The sequence below is a fragment of the Citrobacter sp. wls716 genome (assembly GCF_005280975.1).
GTDB classification, from domain to species: Bacteria; Pseudomonadota; Gammaproteobacteria; order Enterobacterales; family Enterobacteriaceae; genus Citrobacter; species Citrobacter youngae.
In genome coordinates this window covers 128123-145935 of record NZ_SZWX01000025.1, presented here as the reverse complement: position 1 = coordinate 145935, position 17813 = coordinate 128123, and the positions used below count along the sequence as shown (strand labels likewise).

The 17813-nt window shown below is 56.6% G+C and carries 17 protein-coding genes; 3 read left to right on the top strand and 14 right to left on the bottom strand.

What is annotated here, in order from left to right; all coding sequences use genetic code 11:
* The first annotated feature begins 262 nt into the window (after positions 1–262).
* Genes FDX24_RS08620 through FDX24_RS08610 form a run of 3 tightly spaced genes read left to right on the top strand, consistent with a single transcriptional unit; the run spans position 263 to position 5198 of the window.
* On the top strand, positions 263–1330 hold the full coding sequence (locus FDX24_RS08620) for an HlyD family secretion protein (protein WP_061068770.1): 1068 nt from the start codon (positions 263–265) through the stop codon (positions 1328–1330).
* A complete protein-coding gene (rbbA, locus tag FDX24_RS08615) occupies positions 1327–4074 on the top strand; it encodes a ribosome-associated ATPase/putative transporter RbbA (protein WP_137364138.1) in 2748 nt (915 codons plus the stop codon). Before FDX24_RS08620 ends, rbbA begins: the two co-directional genes overlap by 4 nt.
* Entirely contained in the window at positions 4074–5198 is a 1125-nt protein-coding gene (locus tag FDX24_RS08610) for an ABC transporter permease (RefSeq protein WP_048213609.1), read from the top strand. Before rbbA ends, FDX24_RS08610 begins: the two co-directional genes overlap by 1 nt.
* Positions 5199–5295: 97 nt before the next feature.
* Here FDX24_RS08610 and nikR read toward each other — a convergent pair whose 3' ends face one another.
* From nikR to FDX24_RS08540, 14 genes are read right to left on the bottom strand one after another with little or no spacing between them, the layout of a single operon-like run.
* On the bottom strand, positions 5296–5697 hold the full coding sequence (gene nikR / locus FDX24_RS08605) for a nickel-responsive transcriptional regulator NikR (RefSeq protein ID WP_005121550.1): 402 nt from the start codon (positions 5695–5697) through the stop codon (positions 5296–5298).
* Positions 5698–5746: 49 nt separating this feature from the next.
* Positions 5747–6325, bottom strand: a complete 579-nt coding sequence (gene acpT, locus FDX24_RS08600; RefSeq protein ID WP_048213608.1) for a 4'-phosphopantetheinyl transferase AcpT — start codon at positions 6323–6325, stop codon at positions 5747–5749.
* A gap of 1 nt (position 6326) precedes the next feature.
* On the bottom strand, positions 6327–7556 hold the full coding sequence (locus FDX24_RS08595; RefSeq protein WP_048213607.1) for a beta-ketoacyl-ACP synthase: 1230 nt from the start codon (positions 7554–7556) through the stop codon (positions 6327–6329).
* Positions 7553–8284, bottom strand: coding sequence for a 3-ketoacyl-ACP reductase FabG2 (locus FDX24_RS08590; protein ID WP_048213606.1), 732 nt, complete (start codon positions 8282–8284; stop codon positions 7553–7555). Before FDX24_RS08590 ends, FDX24_RS08595 begins: the two co-directional genes overlap by 4 nt.
* A complete protein-coding gene (locus tag FDX24_RS08585; RefSeq protein ID WP_048213605.1) occupies positions 8281–8757 on the bottom strand; it encodes a 3-hydroxy-fatty acyl-ACP dehydratase in 477 nt (158 codons plus the stop codon). Before FDX24_RS08585 ends, FDX24_RS08590 begins: the two co-directional genes overlap by 4 nt.
* Positions 8754–9923, bottom strand: coding sequence for a beta-ketoacyl-[acyl-carrier-protein] synthase family protein (locus FDX24_RS08580; protein ID WP_124021974.1), 1170 nt, complete (start codon positions 9921–9923; stop codon positions 8754–8756). The genes FDX24_RS08585 and FDX24_RS08580 overlap by 4 nt, the downstream gene beginning before the upstream one ends.
* Before the next feature lies 1 nt (position 9924).
* Entirely contained in the window at positions 9925–10536 is a 612-nt protein-coding gene (locus tag FDX24_RS08575) for a DUF3261 domain-containing protein (protein ID WP_371414768.1), read from the bottom strand.
* Entirely contained in the window at positions 10533–12851 is a 2319-nt protein-coding gene (locus FDX24_RS08570) for an MMPL family transporter (protein WP_137364137.1), read from the bottom strand. The genes FDX24_RS08575 and FDX24_RS08570 overlap by 4 nt, the downstream gene beginning before the upstream one ends.
* A complete protein-coding gene (locus FDX24_RS08565) occupies positions 12820–13425 on the bottom strand; it encodes an outer membrane lipoprotein carrier protein LolA (protein ID WP_048213602.1) in 606 nt (201 codons plus the stop codon). The genes FDX24_RS08570 and FDX24_RS08565 overlap by 32 nt, the downstream gene beginning before the upstream one ends.
* Positions 13422–13844 carry a thioesterase family protein gene (locus tag FDX24_RS08560; protein WP_048213601.1) on the bottom strand — a complete coding sequence of 141 codons (423 nt, stop codon included), beginning with the start codon at positions 13842–13844 and terminating at the stop codon, positions 13422–13424. Before FDX24_RS08560 ends, FDX24_RS08565 begins: the two co-directional genes overlap by 4 nt.
* Positions 13845–13847: 3 nt before the next feature.
* Positions 13848–15539, bottom strand: coding sequence for a glycosyltransferase (locus tag FDX24_RS08555; protein ID WP_137364136.1), 1692 nt, complete (start codon positions 15537–15539; stop codon positions 13848–13850).
* Positions 15530–15883, bottom strand: a complete 354-nt coding sequence (locus FDX24_RS08550) for a beta-hydroxyacyl-ACP dehydratase (protein ID WP_061068761.1) — start codon at positions 15881–15883, stop codon at positions 15530–15532. The genes FDX24_RS08555 and FDX24_RS08550 overlap by 10 nt, the downstream gene beginning before the upstream one ends.
* Positions 15870–17231, bottom strand: a complete 1362-nt coding sequence (locus FDX24_RS08545) for an AMP-binding protein (RefSeq protein WP_137364135.1) — start codon at positions 17229–17231, stop codon at positions 15870–15872. The genes FDX24_RS08550 and FDX24_RS08545 overlap by 14 nt, the downstream gene beginning before the upstream one ends.
* A complete protein-coding gene (locus tag FDX24_RS08540) occupies positions 17228–17809 on the bottom strand; it encodes a hypothetical protein (protein WP_137364134.1) in 582 nt (193 codons plus the stop codon). Before FDX24_RS08540 ends, FDX24_RS08545 begins: the two co-directional genes overlap by 4 nt.
* Positions 17810–17813 lie beyond the last annotated feature (4 nt).

The following is a 17813-nucleotide window of genomic DNA, read 5'->3' as shown; positions in this document are numbered from 1 at the left end:
TGTTAGTATTCAATAGATAGCAGTTATGAGTATGCGTGTTTCATTTCCGGCCAGGAACGCTGATGATGACAACATTACTACCCGATTTCACAGCATTTTCGTCATTCACTTCCTTCGCGGTATGCGTTGCTATAACGCCTGTCCGCTCTTTGGCCATCGTTTATCATTCCTTCTCATCCCGGATGGAATCTCTCACTGAATAGCAGTTCAGTGGGTTTTGTGACACGCATCGTTTGATAACAGGGATTACGGCGGGTCGAATATGGATAAGATTAAGCGTCATCTGGTGTGGTGGGGCGCGGGTATTGTGGTGGTGGTTGCTGCAATAGCATGGTGGATGTTGCGTCCTGCGGGGATACCGGAAGGGTTTGCCGCCAGCAACGGCAGAATTGAAGCCACTGAAGTGGATATTGCCACCAAAATTGCCGGACGTATTGATACGATCCTCGTATCGGAAGGGCAGTTCGTTCGTCAGGGCGAGGTGCTGGCGAAAATGGATACCCGCGTGCTGCACGAGCAGCGGCTGGAAGCGGTCGCGCAAATCAAAGAAGCGGAAAGTGCAGTTGCGGCGGCACGGGCGTTGCTGGAACAACGGCAAAGTGAAATGCGCGCCGCGCAGTCGGTGGTAAAACAGCGCGAGGCGGAACTGCAGTCGGTCTCTAAACGTCACGTTCGCTCCCGTTCGCTATCCCAGCGTGGTGCGGTGTCTGAGCAACAGCTGGATGACGACAGGGCTGCGGCGGAAAGCGCTCGCGCGGCGCTGGAATCTGCAAGGGCGCAGGTCTCTGCGGCAAAAGCCGCGATCGAAGCCGCCCGTACCAGCATTATTCAGGCGCAAACCCGCGTTGAAGCCGCGCAGGCCACCGAACGTCGTATTGCCGCTGATATTGATGACAGCGAGCTGAAAGCCCCGCGCGATGGTCGCGTGCAGTACCGTGTCGCCGAACCGGGCGAGGTGCTTTCCGCGGGCGGGCGCGTGCTGAATATGGTCGATCTCAGCGATGTCTACATGACATTCTTCTTACCTACCGAACAGGCTGGTTTATTGAAGATTGGCGGTGAAGCTCGCCTGGTGCTGGATGCCGCGCCGGATCTGCGTATTCCTGCGACCATCAGCTTTGTGGCAAGCGTCGCGCAGTTCACACCGAAAACGGTCGAAACCAGTGATGAACGGCTGAAGCTGATGTTTCGCGTCAAAGCGCGTATTCCGCCAGAGCTGTTGCAGCAGCATCTGGAGTACGTGAAAACCGGTCTGCCGGGCATGGCCTGGGTGCGTCTGGATGAAAATCGCCCCTGGCCTGACGAGCTGGTGGTGAGGTTGCCGCAATGACGCATCTGGCGCTGGTTCCCGTTCCTCCCGTGGCGCACCTTGACGGCGTGAGTCAGCATTACGGGACAACGGTCGCGCTGAACAATATCACGCTGGATATCCCCGCCCGCTGCATGGTGGGGCTGATTGGCCCGGATGGCGTCGGAAAATCGAGCCTGCTGTCGCTTATTTCCGGTGCGCGGGTGATTGAACAGGGCAACGTGATGGTGCTGGGTGGCGATATGCGCGACCCGAAGCATCGTCGTGATGTCTGCCCGCGTATTGCCTGGATGCCGCAAGGGCTGGGTAAAAACCTGTACCACACGCTGTCGGTGTATGAGAACGTCGACTTCTTTGCCCGGCTGTTTGGTCATGACAAAGCGGAACGCGAAGCGCGGATTACCGAGCTACTGAACAGCACCGGACTGGCGCCGTTTCGCGATCGTCCTGCCGGGAAACTCTCGGGTGGGATGAAGCAAAAGCTGGGGCTGTGCTGCGCGTTAATCCACGACCCGGAATTGCTCATTCTTGATGAACCCACCACCGGGGTAGACCCGCTGTCCCGCGCCCAGTTCTGGGATCTGATTAACAGCATTCGCCAGCGGCAGACCAACATGAGCGTGCTGGTTGCGACCGCTTACATGGAAGAAGCCGAGCGCTTTGACTGGCTGGTGGCGATGAACGCCGGGGAGGTGTTAGCCACCGGGAGCGCCCAGCAGCTACGCGAACAAACCAACAGCAACACGCTGGAGCAGGCGTTTATCGCGCTGCTTCCTGAAGCCCAGCGGCAGGCGCATAAGCCGGTGGTGATCCCGCCGTATCATGCTGAGCAGGAAGAGATTGCCATTGAGGCGAAAGATCTGACCATGCGCTTCGGCAAGTTTGTCGCCGTTGACCACGTTAACTTTCGTATTCCCCGCGGGGAGATCTTCGGCTTTCTCGGCTCCAACGGCTGCGGTAAATCCACCACCATGAAGATGCTCACCGGTCTGCTACCCGCAAGCGAAGGTGAGGCGTGGCTGTTTGGGCAAGCGGTTGACCCGAAGAATATCGATACCCGCCGCCGGGTAGGCTATATGTCGCAGGCGTTTTCGCTCTACAGCGAGCTGACCGTGCGGCAAAACCTTGAGCTACACGCGCGACTGTTCCATATCCCCGAAGCAGAAATCCCTGGGCGGGTGCAGGAGATGAGCGAGCGCTTTTCGCTGACCGATGTCGAAGACGCGTTGCCCGGCGCGCTGCCGTTGGGGATCCGTCAACGCCTGTCGCTGGCGGTGGCGGTGATCCATCGCCCGGAAATGCTCATTCTTGATGAACCGACCTCCGGGGTCGATCCGGTGGCGAGGGACATGTTCTGGCAACTGATGGTCGATCTGTCGCGTCAGGATAAAGTGACCATTTTTATCTCTACCCACTTTATGAATGAAGCGGAGCGCTGCGACCGTATGTCGCTGATGCACGCCGGAAAAGTACTCGCCAGCGGCACGCCGCAGGAGCTGGTGAAACAGCGTGGTGCCGCCAGCCTGGAAGAGGCTTTTATCTCCTGGCTACAGGAAGCAGCAGGCCCGGCGCCGGAAGCGACGCTTTCGCAAGCGACTGCTCCGCTGGTGCATGAAAACAGTCAGCCGCCGCGGCAGGGCTTTAGCCTGCGGCGCTTGTTCAGCTACAGCCGCCGTGAAGCGCTGGAGCTGCGGCGGGACCCGGTGCGTTCAACGCTGGCGCTGATGGGGACGGTGATCCTGATGCTGATCATGGGCTACGGCATCAGCATGGACGTGGAAAATCTGCGTTTTTCGGTGCTCGATCGTGACCAGACCGTCAGCAGCCAGGCGTGGTCGCTGAACCTGGCGGGGTCGCGCTATTTTATTGAGCAGCCGCCGCTCACCAGTTATGACGAGCTGGACAAGCGAATGCGTTCGGGTGAAGTGGCGGTAGCAATAGAGATCCCGCCAAACTTTGGCCGCGATATCGCGCGTGGCACGCCGGTGAAGATTGGCGTCTGGGTCGATGGCGCAATGCCGAGCCGCGCTGAAACGGTCAGAGGTTACGTGCAGGCGATGCACCAGACCTGGCTGCAGGATGTGATGGCGCGTCAGCCCAATGCCAGTGGGCAAAACGGGCTGATGACCATTGAAACTCGCTATCGTTACAACCCGGATGTAAAGAGTCTGCCGGCGATTGTTCCGGCGGTGATCCCGCTGTTGTTGATGATGATCCCTTCCATGCTCAGCGCCCTCAGCGTAGTGCGTGAGAAAGAACTCGGATCGATTATCAACCTGTACGTCACGCCTACGACCCGCAGCGAGTTTTTGCTCGGCAAACAGTTGCCTTACATCGTGCTGGGCATGCTGAACTTTCTGCTGCTGTGCGCGCTGTCGGTGTTTGTGTTCGGCGTGCCGCATAAGGGCAGCTTTATGACCCTGACGCTGGCCGCGCTGCTGTACGTCACCATTGCCACCGGGCTGGGGCTGTTAATCTCCACGTTTATGAAAAGCCAGATCGCCGCCATTTTTGGTACGGCGATTATTACGCTTATCCCGGCGACGCAGTTTTCCGGGATGATCGATCCGGTCGCCTCGCTCGAAGGGCCGGGCCGCTGGATTGGCGAAATCTACCCGACCAGTCATTTTTTGACCATTGCGCGTGGAACGTTCTCTAAAGCGTTGGATCTGACGGATCTCTGGCAGCTGTTTATGCCGCTGGCAATCGCCATTCCGGTGGTGATCGGTCTGAGCGTATTACTGCTGAAAAAACAGGAGGGGTGATGCGCCGATTACGCAATATTTATAACCTCGGCATCAAAGAGTTACGCAGCCTGCTGGGCGACAAAGCGATGCTGACGCTGATCGTCTTTGCCTTCACGATTTCGGTTTATTCTTCCGCGACCGTCCTGCCGGGTTCGCTGCATCTGGCGCCGATTGCTATTGCCGATATGGACCAGTCACAGCTGTCGAACCGGATTGTGAACAGCTTTTATCGCCCGTGGTTTTTACCGCCGGAGATGATCACCGCCGATGAGATGGATGCCGGGCTGGATGCCGGACGCTACACCTTCGCCGTGAACATTCCGCCTGATTTTCAGCGCGATGTGCTGGCAGGAAGACAGCCGGATATTCAGGTTAACGTCGATGCCACGCGGATGAGCCAGGCCTTTACCGGCAACAGTTATATCCAGAATATCATCAGCGGCGAAGTGAACAGCTTTGTGGCGCGTTACCGTGACAACAGTGAGCCGCCGGTGGCGCTGGAAATGCGCATGCGCTTTAACCCCAATCTGGAACCTGCCCGTTTTGGCGCGGTGATGGCAATCATCAACAACATTACCATGCTGGCGATTGTGCTCACCGGCTCGGCGCTAATTCGCGAACGTGAGCACGGGACCATTGAGCATCTGCTGGTGATGCCGGTAACGCCGTTTGAGATCATGATGGCAAAAATCTGGTCGATGGGGCTGGTGGTGCTGGTGGTTTCCGGTTTATCGCTGATGCTGATGGTAAAAGGCGTGCTCGGCGTACCCATTGAAGGCTCGATACCGCTGTTTATGCTGGGCGTGGCGCTGAGCCTGTTCGCCACCACCTCGATCGGTATTTTTATGGGCACGCTGGCGCGCTCCATGCCGCAACTGGGATTGCTGATGATTCTGGTGCTGTTGCCGTTACAGATGCTTTCCGGTGGCTCCACGCCGCGTGAAAGCATGCCGCAGGCCGTACAGGACATCATGCTGACGATGCCGACCACCCACTTTGTCAGCCTGGCGCAGGCGATTCTTTATCGTGGCGCAGGGTTCGGCATCGTCTGGCCGCAGTTTCTGACGTTGCTGGCGATTGGCAGTGCGTTCTTCCTGATAGCGCTGCTGCGCTTTAGAAAGACGATTGGCACGATGGCGTGAACATTATTGCCGGATGGCGGCTACGCCTTATCCGGCCTACAAACGAGAACGGGTGTAGGCCGGGTAAGCGAAGCGCCCCCGGCAACGAAACAGGTAATTACTCTTCTTTCGGCAGGCACTGCAAATGACCATGACGTACGCCGCGCTGGGAAATCACATCATCGGCAAAATGCTGAACATCGCCCATGTCGCCTTTTAGTACGGCGATTTCCAGGCAGTCGTCATGGTTGATGTGAACGTGTAGCGTAGCGACCGATAAATCATGGTGATGGTGCTGCGTCGAAACAATGCGGCTGGCCAAATCACGCTTCTCATGTTCATAAACATACGAGAGTACCGCGAAGCCCTGAGTGCCATGCTCCTGGGTCGTTTCCTGCGCCAGCGCACCACGCAAAATATCGCGAATCGCTTCAGAACGGTTGTTGTAACCACGGCGCTGGCTCAGGCTATCCAGCGTTTCCAGTAAATCGTCATCGAGAGTAATGGTGACTCGTTGCATCTGCAGTTAACCTTTCATGTCGCGCGTCGGCGCACAGGGAATGCGGGAGTTACAGCCTCTGCACGGCGTCGGCTGTCAGGGTAAATGGCGTTGGCGTGCACACGGCCAGACTCAGGGTTTCGAGCTGGCACTGGCTAACGGAGAGCGAGGATGTCAGTGTAGTGCTATCGACGCTGACAATTTGCCAGGCGCTGCCGCCACGCTGCTTAACGATGGCTTCTTTGCGCGTCCAGATGCGCCAGAAAGCCGCCAGTTGGTGTTCCGGATGTTCTGCTTCGATTTCGGCATGTTCCCCAAGACTGAACACCGTATTCGCCAGCGTCTTCCAGTTTTCGCGCGGGCGCACGACTTCAATATCGCAGCCCACTTCCCCTTCGTCGCTAAGCAGCAGAGCAATGTCATCACCGCTGTGGCTAAGATTGAACCACAGCGGCGTGTCGGCCGAAAAGGCCGGTTTTCCTTGCTCGCCGTAGACGATATCAGGCAATGGGGAAAGGGCATGGGAAAGCAGCACGCGGCCAGCCAACCAGCGTGCGCGGCGAGCACCCTGCGGTGCCTGCTCATAGAGCGCATGAGGCAGCACGCCGGTGCTTAAATCAGAAACTTTCCCTAGAACGATCCGGTACATATCACGGCCAACGTTTGATGATGATAGAAGTATTGATGCCGCCAAACGCAAAGTTATTGCTCTGCAAAAACTCGCAATCAATCTTGCGGGCTTCACCCATAATGTAATCCAACGCGCCACAATTGGCATCTGGCTGACTCAAATTCAGCGTAGGCGCAAACCAGCCTTCACGCATCATTTGCAGACTCATCCAGGCCTCCAGTGCGCCACAAGCGCCAAGGGTATGCCCAAAATAGCTTTTAAGCGAGGATAGCGGCACATTATCACCATAAATTGCGGCAGTCGCCTGACTTTCTGCAATATCGCCACGATCGGTAGCGGTACCGTGCGCTGAAATATAGCCGATATCCCGGGCGCTAATACCGGCCATGCTCAGCGATTTTTCCATGCAAATCTGCATTGTCTCACGCTGTGGCTGGGTGATATGGGCAGCATCGCAGTTAGTGGCAAAGCCGACGATTTCACCGTAAATCGTTGCTCCGCGCGCTTTAGCGTGTTCCAACTCTTCCAGCACCAGCGTACCAGCACCTTCCCCGATGACCAGACCATCGCGTTTTTCATCGAATGGGGAGGGGGTGGTTTTCGGTTCGTCGTTGCGCTGGCTGGTGGCGAACAGCGTATCAAATACGGCGGCTTCGGAAGGGCACAGTTCTTCTGCACCGCCGGCAACCATCACCGTTTGATAACCGTGTCGGATGGCTTCCCATGCGTAACCAATTGCCTGGCTACCGGAGGTGCAGGCGCTGGATGTCGGGATGACTCGCCCACGCAGGCCGAAAAACAATCCAGTGTTAACAGCCGTGGTGTGCGGCATCATTTGCACGTAGGTCGTGCCGGTGATGTTATTGGTGTGCTTCTCGGTCAGCATGGTCGCGAACTCACTCACCGGCCCGGTGCTGCCTGTGGAGGAACCGTATGCTATTCCGGTTTCACCGTTGGTCAGTACCCGATCGCCAATCAGTCCGGCTTGTTCTAACGCCAGTTCTGATGCGCGAGTGGACATCAGCGACACGCGACCCATGGCGCGAATGCGCTTGCGGGTATAGTGTTCCGGCAGAGTGAAGTTATCGATCGGCGCACCCAACAGCGTGTGCAGTCCGTCATAAACCTGCCACTCCGGCATTTTGCGTACCGCATTTTCATACGCCAATAGCCTGGCTGAGACATCCTGCCAGTTTTCCCCAAAGGCGGTGACGCCGCCCATGCCTGTAATCACGACACGACGTGTCATAACATCCCTCCATTGATGGAAATCACCTGGCGAGTGACATAGCCCGCCACATCCGACATTAAATAACTGGCAAGCCCGGCCACTTCTTCAGCCTGACCTATCCGTTTCATGGGGATCATCGACATCGCCTCTTTCAATGCGGCTTCTTCCATCTCGATCATCCCGGTATCAATCAGTCCTGGTGCAATACAGTTTACGGTAATTTTGCGTTTTGCCAGTTCGATGGCCAGCGCTTTGGTGGCGCCAATAATACCGGCTTTTGCTGCACTGTAATTAACCTGACCGCGGTTGCCCATCACGCCGGATACCGAAGACAGTGTGATGATACGCCCCCCCTGGCGTGCGCTAATCATCGGCATAATGCACGGATGAATGACGTTGTAAAAGCTGTCGAGGTTGGTGTGGATCACCGCATCCCAGTCGTTATCGCTGAGCGCAGGGAAGGCGGCATCACGCGTTACCCCGGCGTTGCTGACAATGCCGTACCATGCGCCGTTAACCTCAATATCGTGCTCCAGTACTTCACGGCATTGCTCGCGATTGGCAACGTCAAACGTCAACAGACGCCCTGCGCCGCCAGCGGCGAGGATAGCCTCCAGCGTGTCTTGTGCACCTTGTGCATCGCGATGATAGTGCACGCCGACCACAAAGCCGTCTGCCGCCAGTTGTCTGGCGATGGCGCGACCGATACCTTTGCTGGCACCCGTAACTAAAACTGAACGACTCATGTGGACGCTCCTTGTTGAAATAGCGTGTTAATTTCTTCTGTTGTCGGCTGGAAGGTGTTGACGCGACCGGTTGCCAGCGTCTTGTTGTCTGCCTGAATGACGCATTCAAAGCTACCGAATCGTGCATCCTGCATCAGCAATTTGACATGAATGCTCAGCCGCTTCCCGGCAGGCAGAACACCCGCAGCACAGACTAACTCGCGTGCGCCCAGCACCATACCTAATGCAATACTCGCCTGACCGTGTTGCTGGCGGTGCCAGCCAGACCAGACGCCAATGGTCTGCGCCATTAATTCCAGTGCGAACCAGCCGGGCAGATTGCCATCGGGGTCGAGGAAAGGGGCCAGTACGCTGTTTGCCGATACCGTCACGTGGCAGGTGGCAGTTTCGTCCGCCACACTGACGACCTCTTCAAGGAGCAGCATCGGCGCGTCATGCGGTAAATAATCGCCCGGTGATAAATAGTGGCTCATGAGATTCTCCCGAGCAGGATGCTGGCATTATTACCGCCGAAGGCGAACGAGTTAGATAAGATTACCGGGCGAGTCAGCGGCTGCGGTTGTTCAATGATGCCGCAGGGTGGCAATGTTTCATCGCGCGGCGACTGGCTAAAATCCTGCGGTGGCAGGGGCAGGTTGCGTTGCAGAATCAGCATACTGATTGCTGCTTCGGTGATCCCCGCCGCGCCCAGCGTGTGCCCGGTCAGGTGTTTGGTTGAACTGCATGGGACCGTGTCGCCAAATAGCGTGCTTACGACGTTGGACTCAATCTGATCGTTGAGCGGAGTGGCCGTTCCGTGCAGATTGATATAGCCCACGTGTTCCGGTGTCATTCCTGCGTCGTTAAGCGCCTGGCCTATGGCGCGAATGGCACCTTCTCCCTGCGGGTGGGGAGCCGAAATATGGTATGCATCGCTGGATTCGCCGACGCCCAGCAGCGCAATGGGCTGTGGCTCGCGGGTTAATACCATCAAGGCGGCGCCTTCGCCGATGGTGATCCCACTGCGGTCGCGGCCAAACGGCTGACATCGCGTTGGGGAGAGCGATTCCAGACTGTGGAAACCGTTGATGGGCATCCGACTTAGCGTATCGGCACCCCCGACAATGGCAATATCCACCAGACCAGATTCGATTAAGCGACGCCCGCTCATGATAGCCCGTGCACTGGACGAGCAGGCGGTTGAGAGCGTAAAGGCCGGGCCATCCAGCGCCAGCCAGTGGCTAAGAAAACGCGACGGATCGCCCAGTTCCTGCTGCGGGTAGCGCCAGTCGGTGCTCTCTTTGTCGTTGAGCATCAGATCAACGTGAACGTCACCTTCATTCAGACCGGAGGTGCTGGTGCCGAGAACGACAGCAATACGATCGCGGCCAAACCGGGCGATAGCGTCGTCTACCTGTGGCTGGATTTGTGCCAGTGCAGCCAGCAGTAGCTGGTTATTGCGCGAACGATGTGCGCTAAATTGCTGAGGGATCGCGGGCAGATCACCGTCTACACCTGCTAATACGGCGGGTGGATGTCCTTGTAGCCAGTTCGCGCGCGGACGCATTCCCGGCGCTATGCCACGTGTGAGGTTGGCGGCGATTTCATCGGTGTTATTGCCCAACGCGTTAATCATGCCAACGGCAGAAATGTAGATCATCTCAGTCACTCAGGTATTGAATGGTGATGTGGTATTTAAATACGTGCTGCTCAATGCTGATCGGTTCGCGTTTTCCTTTGCGATTCAGATACGTGATTTCCGTGACCAGTTTGCCGCGGCTATTGCGCAGTTCACGTGTATCGCCCGTATCGACGAGCGTCCAGCCTTGAGGTAATTGCGGTTGCCAGGCGCTAATTGGCCAATGACTAAGCATCACGTCAGCCAGCACCTGGCTTGCGGGCGGCAGTTGCGGAACGATGATCGATTGTTCGGTGTGCAATCCTTTTTCATCGTAAGTCACGAGGAACAGGCGAATGCCAACTGATGACAACCCGGCCAGTGTGATTTTCTTATCATCAGCATTAAGCATGACCAACAGCGACTGCGTTTTGCCGTTAAAACTTCCGGTCAGCAGCTGTTGTGAATTCACCGCGGGAGAAATCCCCGGAGCAGGTAGCGTCACACGTGTTCCCGGCTCTAACCAGGCTTGCGGGCGGCCTTGCTGTTCCGGCTGTGTGTGGCTGCAACCGGCAAGAATCAGTGCGGCGAGCGCTATCATTAACGGCCTGATAAGGCGAATCCGCCACCCGGCAAAAAATGTCGATAACATCATCTTTTTTTCTTCTCTCTTTTCGTTGGCATCGCCAGCGGTGACAGCAAAAATGCAGTGAAAATACCGCTCACCAATACAATGCCAAAACTGCTGATTGCCTGAGTGGCGCTAAAGACCAGCATGCCGAGCGTCAGGAGCGTAGTCATCATCGCCAGTGTGATAGCCAGTAGCGACGTCAGTGGCGTACCGCGTGGATTACTGAAAAACAGCGTGTAGTTAATGCCAATCCCCAGCACCAGCACCAGTGCCAGCAGCGAGAACAGGTTGAGCGCGTGCCCACTCAGAGCCAGTACCGCCAGACCACAACCTAAAGACAGCACTGAGGGGACCAGGCTAGTTAAGCCCTTACGCCAGCCAAGTCGAATGACGGCACCACAGGCAATTACTGCCAGCGCAACGCATAGCAAGCCCGTCAGAATATGGCGATACAGCGCAAACAGAGTGTCAAAGCTGCTCTTACGATCCACCCACGCAACGCCGGAATATTTCGTGCTGAGCGTGTTTAAAGCATCACTTTGTTTCACCCCTTCAACGGGAACCAGCACGCTGCTTTCACCGTCTGCCAGCGACAGCCACAGTAAGCGCCAGCCTTCACTGGCCGGGCTGGAAAGCCAGGCATCGACGGTGACCGGCATAGCGCTAAGATCGGGTTTCACCGTTGCCAGCCCGGCGCTGTTTAAGGCTTTTGTGACGGCGGGCGCGGCATCTTTTAACAGGGTGAGATCCTGCTGCTGCCGGGCGAGCGAATTTAACGGAATAGTGCGATATCCGCTGAGTAATCCGTCTTTTTTTGCCTCTTCCAGCGCGGGAGTAAAGGCTTCCAGTCGCTCCAGCGTTTGTTGAGCGGATTTGCCGTACACGACAAACCACTTCTGGTCGACGCTTTGCCCGGTCAGGGCGGTAATCGCTTTTTCCTGAGCGAGAATGTCCTGCGGCAGCGCCTGTAACTGGGAGATATCATCGTCTACGCGTAGCGTCGCCATGCCTGCCAACGAGAACAACGCGAGCACCACCGGTAGGCCAACGGATAATTTCTTATTCCGCCGCCAGGCGGCAAGCCAGCGTAGCATGAGTACCATTGCCGGAACCGGGCGCACCGGCAACCTGTGACACAACCATGGGTGCCAGAAAATGACCGTCAGGCACGAGGCACTCAGACCCACCGCCGCGAATACCGCCATCTGGCGAATACCGGGGAAGGGGGCCAGCATCATAATCAGATAAGCCGCCACGGTAGTGAGCAGTGCCAGGAGCAGGGCATTGCGTACTTTGGCAAGGCTTTGCCATGGCGATGTTTCTGCACCGTGCACCATCCGCTCGGTCAAATAGTAGAGCGTATAGTCGGCGGAAATACCGATGATGCTCATGCTCATCACCAGCGTCATCAGATGGAGTTCGCCAAAAATCAGCAACGTGACGACGGTTCCCGCCAGCGCGCCAATACCAATTGAAATCAGGCACAGCAGCAGCGGACGCAGCGAACGAAACACGGCCACGATGAGCAGGATCACCCCGATCACGGTCGCTATGCCGAGGGTCGAGATATCCTGTTTCGCCTGCTGGCTGGCGTAATCGCTGTAGAACAGCGTTCCGCGAGACAGTAATTGTGCCTGCGGATAGTGGGCTTTGAACTCACCTTCCAGCGTATTCAGCGTGGTGACCAATTGGTGCGTCTGTTGCATATCAAACGATGAGCCGGTCAGCTCGCCATGTAACAGATACCAGTAGTTGCCTTGCTCGTCCTGAGTGACCAGCCAGCCTTCCATCAGGCGTAAACGCTGGCCATTTTTGGCCATGGCCAACTGCGAGCCGCGCATCAGCATGAGGGGATCGTTTTGCAACTCTTTGCCGCTGACACCGGAGAATGCGGAGTAAAGCTGGGACAGGATCCACTGGGCCTGGGCTTCGCCGCCGTTTTGCAGACGAGCGCGGGTATCGTTATCTATCAGGCCGTTACGGTGTTTCCAGAAGAAAGCCCCCCATGCCTGCTGGCTGTCGGCGTCCATCGGGCCTTTCACCTGGGCCAGCGCGTGCGATTTTTGCAGCAGCGTCAGCCAGTCTTGCGCCGCCGACGGGTCCGGTTGCTTACCGGGACTCACCAGCCAGACCAGTTGCCGGTCGAGGCGCTGCATAAAGCCTTCGTTCAGGCTCGGGGGAATGTCGCCCATTGCCTGTTTTGGCAGCATGGCCAGCACGCTGCTATTGAGCCTGGCCTGCGGGAGTAGCGTCAACAAGACGCCCAGCATAATCAGGCAGGCGAGCCCCCATAACAGCGCGGGACGTTTACTGGGCGGCAAAGCGTTGGCGTTCATCATCGGTCAGTTGCGCTGGCGTCAGTTGGTGTTGGGAAAGCGCGATATCGGTGCGATCGCCCTGCTTGTCATTGAGCTGAATGCTCTCCAGGTAGGTCTTGCCGGCTAAATCAATCGTCGCGAAAATCTTATCCAGTGGCGTGGTGATTGGCGTCAGGCGTAACGTCCAGCGCCCCTCCCCTACGTCGGTAAAGGTCACGCGGAAGTTTTGCTCCAGCACCTTACGATCCGCCTGGAATAATGCACGTAGCAGATGATTGAACTGGAACATTTGCGGGTTGTTTTCGGCGGTGATGGTCTGCGGTGGCTGACCGTTAATCACCTGAACCATCCGCTTATCATCAAGCAACAGTTGCATCGGGAACGGCGCGGTTTGGTCCCACAACAGACCCTGGTCACGGGCGATCAGCATTTTGCCCTGAGACCGCAGCGGCTGCGGCAGATCTTTTATCGTCCGGGTTTGATCGAAATGGGCGCGAACGACCGGCTGTTCGGTAAAACGCTGTTGCAGGTCATCAAGCGTCAGAGCGCTGACAAAAGGGCTGATGAGCAGCACCAACAATGGCCATAATTTCATGGCGTCACTCCCATTCGTTCAAACAAAATATCCGGGCTGACAAAGCACAGCTCACGGCTTTTTTCGTCCACGGCGACCTGGATGGTATAGCCCGTTGTGGCGCGTTTTCCTGTTTCAGCATCGAAAATGTCGTAGTCGATACGCAGGCGATTTTCGAACTCTTTAATACGGGCACGCACACGGATACGCTGCTCGAAAGTCAGGGCGTTGCGATACTTCACCCGGGTGTCGACCACGGGCCACAAATAGCCGGACGCTTTCATCTGCCGATAACCGTAATTGAATTGGTTCAGCAGTGCCTCGCGGGCAATCTCGAAATAGCGGAAGTAGTTGCCATGCCACGCTACACCCATCATATCGACGTCGTGAAACGGAATAGTCAGCTCGACTTCAGCCGTAAAGCGGGGATCGTTAAGCACCCTTTACTCCTTGTCTTTGGTGTCCGGCAACTGCCAGAAATCGAAAAAGTTAAACCAGTCGAGTGGCGACTGAAGTGCATAGTGCTCAAGGCGTTCGGCGTAGCGATCGACGCTATTCTGTAATGCCTGTTGTCGGGTGGCGCGCGGCAAGAGCAGCGGGTCAGCAAATGGTTCGCAGTGGATGCGTAGTTTCTCCTGCTGGCGCAGGGCGAAAATCAGATCCACCGGACAGCGTAAAATAGACGCAAGAATGAACGGGCCCTGTGGGAAGGGCGCAACTTGCCCCATAAAGCGGCTCCAGCAGACACGCCATTCGCCGCCACGTTGGGTAGTGACTGCGATGCGATCGCCAACGATGGCGATCCATTCGCCACGATCCAGTTTCTCTTTGAGCAGAATGGCGGTATCCGGGCCAATATCGTTCACCGGTAGCAGGTTTAACGCGGCCTGCGGGGCCATCTCTTCCATAATTTTTTTAAAGCGTTGGGCGTTATCGCTAAATACCAGCGCATTGATTGTTTTACTGCCCTGTAGCTGGGCGAGTGCCCGACAGGCTTCGACATCGCCCAAATGTGAGGCCAGCAGCAGTTTTCCTCGCGGGTCGCTGACATTTAGCGTCTCTTCTGCGCCTGGTGCAAAAACAACATCGCGGCCGAGGTGCAGTTCACCGCGCCAGCTGGCAATTTTATCCAGCATCGCGCCGCCAAAACGCAGGAAATGCTGATAACTGGTCAGGTTTGACGGTACTGGCATCCGGCGTGCGATCAGTTGCGCCCGTACGCGGCGAATCCAGCTCTGAGAGGCTTTTCGGGCAGTTGATGCGGTGAGCCAGTAAACGCCGACTACCGGATACAGTAGCAGGGAGAAGGCTTTGCGACCCAGTAAACGCCAGACCAGCAACATCAGACGCATTCCCCACAGCCCTTTGACTTCCTGCTGCTGCGCCCAGTGTGTTGATGAACGACGAAAAAGCAGGGAGGGGATGCGTGGCAACATGCCAAAAAACAGGCGAGTGTGCATTAATGAAATGCGCAGATTGTCTTTGAGCGCGTCAAAATGGGATAACCCGTCCTGCGGATAGATGACTCGTGTGGGGATAAAATAGCTGGGGTTGCCTTGCCAGTAGAGACGCACCATCACTTCGGTATCAAAATCCATTCGTTTGCCGAGCGTCACGCGCTGTGCCAGTTGCAGTGTAGGTGTCACCGGATACACCCGGAAGCCGCACATGCTGTCTTTTAGCTGCATCGAGAGCGTTTCTATCCACACCCAGATGTGGGTTACCCAGCGTCCGTACAGGCGCGAGCGAGGGACAGAATCATCGTAAATCGGTTGCCCGGAAATGAGCGCTGCCGGATGTTCTTTTGCCAATGCAAGTAGTCTGGGAATATCTTCAATGGCATGCTGACCGTCGGCATCGACCTGCACGGCATGACTGAACCCGGCATCTGCCGCCGCCTGAATTCCGCTAATCACCGCCGCGCCTTTGCCTGCGTTGACCGGCAGGCGAATTAACGTCAGATTGCCGTATTCTGCCGCCAGGCGTGCCAGTTCATCTTGTGTGGTCTTGTCGCTGCCATCGTCCACCACAATGCAGGGGAGATTGAATGGCTGAAGACGATCCAATACGCCCGACATCATTGCGCCGTGGTTATAGCAGGGGATCAACACGCACGGGGAAAACGTCAGCGACATAACCGAATCTTCCCGCTGCTGGCGGTATGGCGCGCTTCACCGTCGTGGCGCTGATAACTAAAAGAGAGCATCTGACGTTCTTCCTGCCAGCTCAGACTCAGGGTGATGGTGGTTCCAGGCAATAGCGGTGACTGGAACTTCACGTTCTGAATACTGTGAAAACGCCAGCCAGGGACCAGCAACGTGGTGGCGTAATGCATCGCCCAATCCAGCTGTGCAACGCCTGGCAGTAGTGGCTGCACGGCAAAATGCCCGCTGAACCAAAACAGCGAAGGGTCGAGATGTAAAACAATCTCAGCCTGTTGAGGCTGTGCCTGATGGCGCTCGATTTCATGGGGTTTCATGAAATAACTCCTGTAATTGCGCATAGACACGCTTGTTCATACTGTTGACCGGAATCTCATCAATCACCCGCCAGTAGCGGGGAACGGCGACCGGCTCCAGCCAGGGCAACAGCGAACGTCGCCAGGTCAGTTCTTGCTGTTTTCCTCCGCATGTGAGCCAGCGTTGGTGGGTTTTGTCATCCAGTACCAGCAGGACGCCAACGCCCTGGCGTCCCCCGCGTGAGACCGGCAATGCCGCGACATCACGTATACCGTCCAGTGCCAGCAAGCGTTGCTCCACTTCGCTGAGTGAAATGCGTTTCTCTTCAATCTTGACGACTCGCCCGCGCCTGCCCATCAGGCGAAACTGACCATTTTCGGTAAATTGCAGAATATCATCCAGCAACAGGCCATCATCAGCGGTAATTAGCGGTGAAAATACACGAAACGCGTCATTTTCTGGCTGAAATCTGACGCCGGGAAAAGGCAGCCATGCCACATCATCTTGATGGCGATAACGCCACGCAAGGATCCCGGTTTCAGTGCTGCCGTAGATCTCATCGGGCCAGACATTCAGCCAGTCAGCAGCCTGTGCAACGTCCTGCCAGGGCAGCATACCGCCCGCAGACAGAATCAGTTCGACCGGCGGCGGTGCCAGGTGGTGGTCGAGGCGTTTCAGAAACGCCGGACTGCTGATAAACGCATACCGATGCTCATGGCTCAGCGCCGCCAGTTGTTCGGCATACCATAGCATTGCCGCGTGCAGCGGCAGACCTAAGGCCATTGGCAAGAAGATACGAAACGTCAGACCATACAGATGTTGCGGAACCACTGACGCGACCACCCGGCAACCTGCGAGACGATCGGCAAAGCGCGTCGCGAGCAATGCCGCTTCGCTATCCAGACGAGCGATCGGTTTGATCACGCGTTTCGGCTGGCCGGTCGAACCGGAAGTGAACAACTCCACAAAGGCGTCGCTGCGTATTGCCGGAAACGTGATGTCGTGGGTCACGGATGTCATGGCAGAACTGACCACCCGTAGCGTTCCCTGCCACTCCAGCGTTTTATCGCTCAGTACGCCGTCAAACAGCCTGTGCTGCTCGTTTAACAACGAAACGCGACAATGCCCTGGGATCACCGGCGTTTTGCCAGCATGTAGCGTGGCCAGCAGCGCGACGATAAATAAATAGCTGTTCTCGAAGCACAATGCCCAGCGCTCACCTTCCTGCTGCTGCAGGTATGTTATCAACTGGGCCACATCATGGCGCAGATGACCCAGCGTCCAGGTATGCTCTTCCTGCCACGCAACAGGGACGTCGTTCGGGCGTGGGTCACAGAGCCATTGCGCAAGTGTGAGGGGCTGCTTCATTGGGTATCTCGTTTTATCACCAGTTGGCGAACTAACCACTCGCCGGCCATCAATGTTCCCATCAGTAAATAGGAAACCATACCGTTCCAGGTCGTCCACAGGGTCATATCGCCATTCAGTGCGGTAAAGAGCGCAACGCTGCCGTTGATGATGAAAAAGGCGCACCAGATTTGTGTCACACGGCGTGTGTAGCGTACTCCTGCCTCGGGCAGATTTGGGTCGCGCAGCCGCGCCAGGCGTTCAACAATGGGCATCGCGAACCAAAGCGATCCGCCAAAAACCGACAGCATCACGGCGTTTACCACTACCGGATAAAACAGCAGCAACTGATGCGTTTTGAGCAGATAACTGGCAATGCACAACGTGATACCCGCAACCGCCACGACCTGTGTTACAACGCGCAACGGCCCCGCCTGTCGCCGGGTCTGGCGAAAGCGTAAAAAAAGGAGTAGCGCCATCAACGGTAGCAACCAGTGCAGACTGTTATGCGCAAGGCCAAACCAGATCAAAAACGGCCAGGCCAACAACAGTAGGCCTGTTAGCAGTTGTACGACTGGCAGCGAGCGAGTGCCCGACACGGTG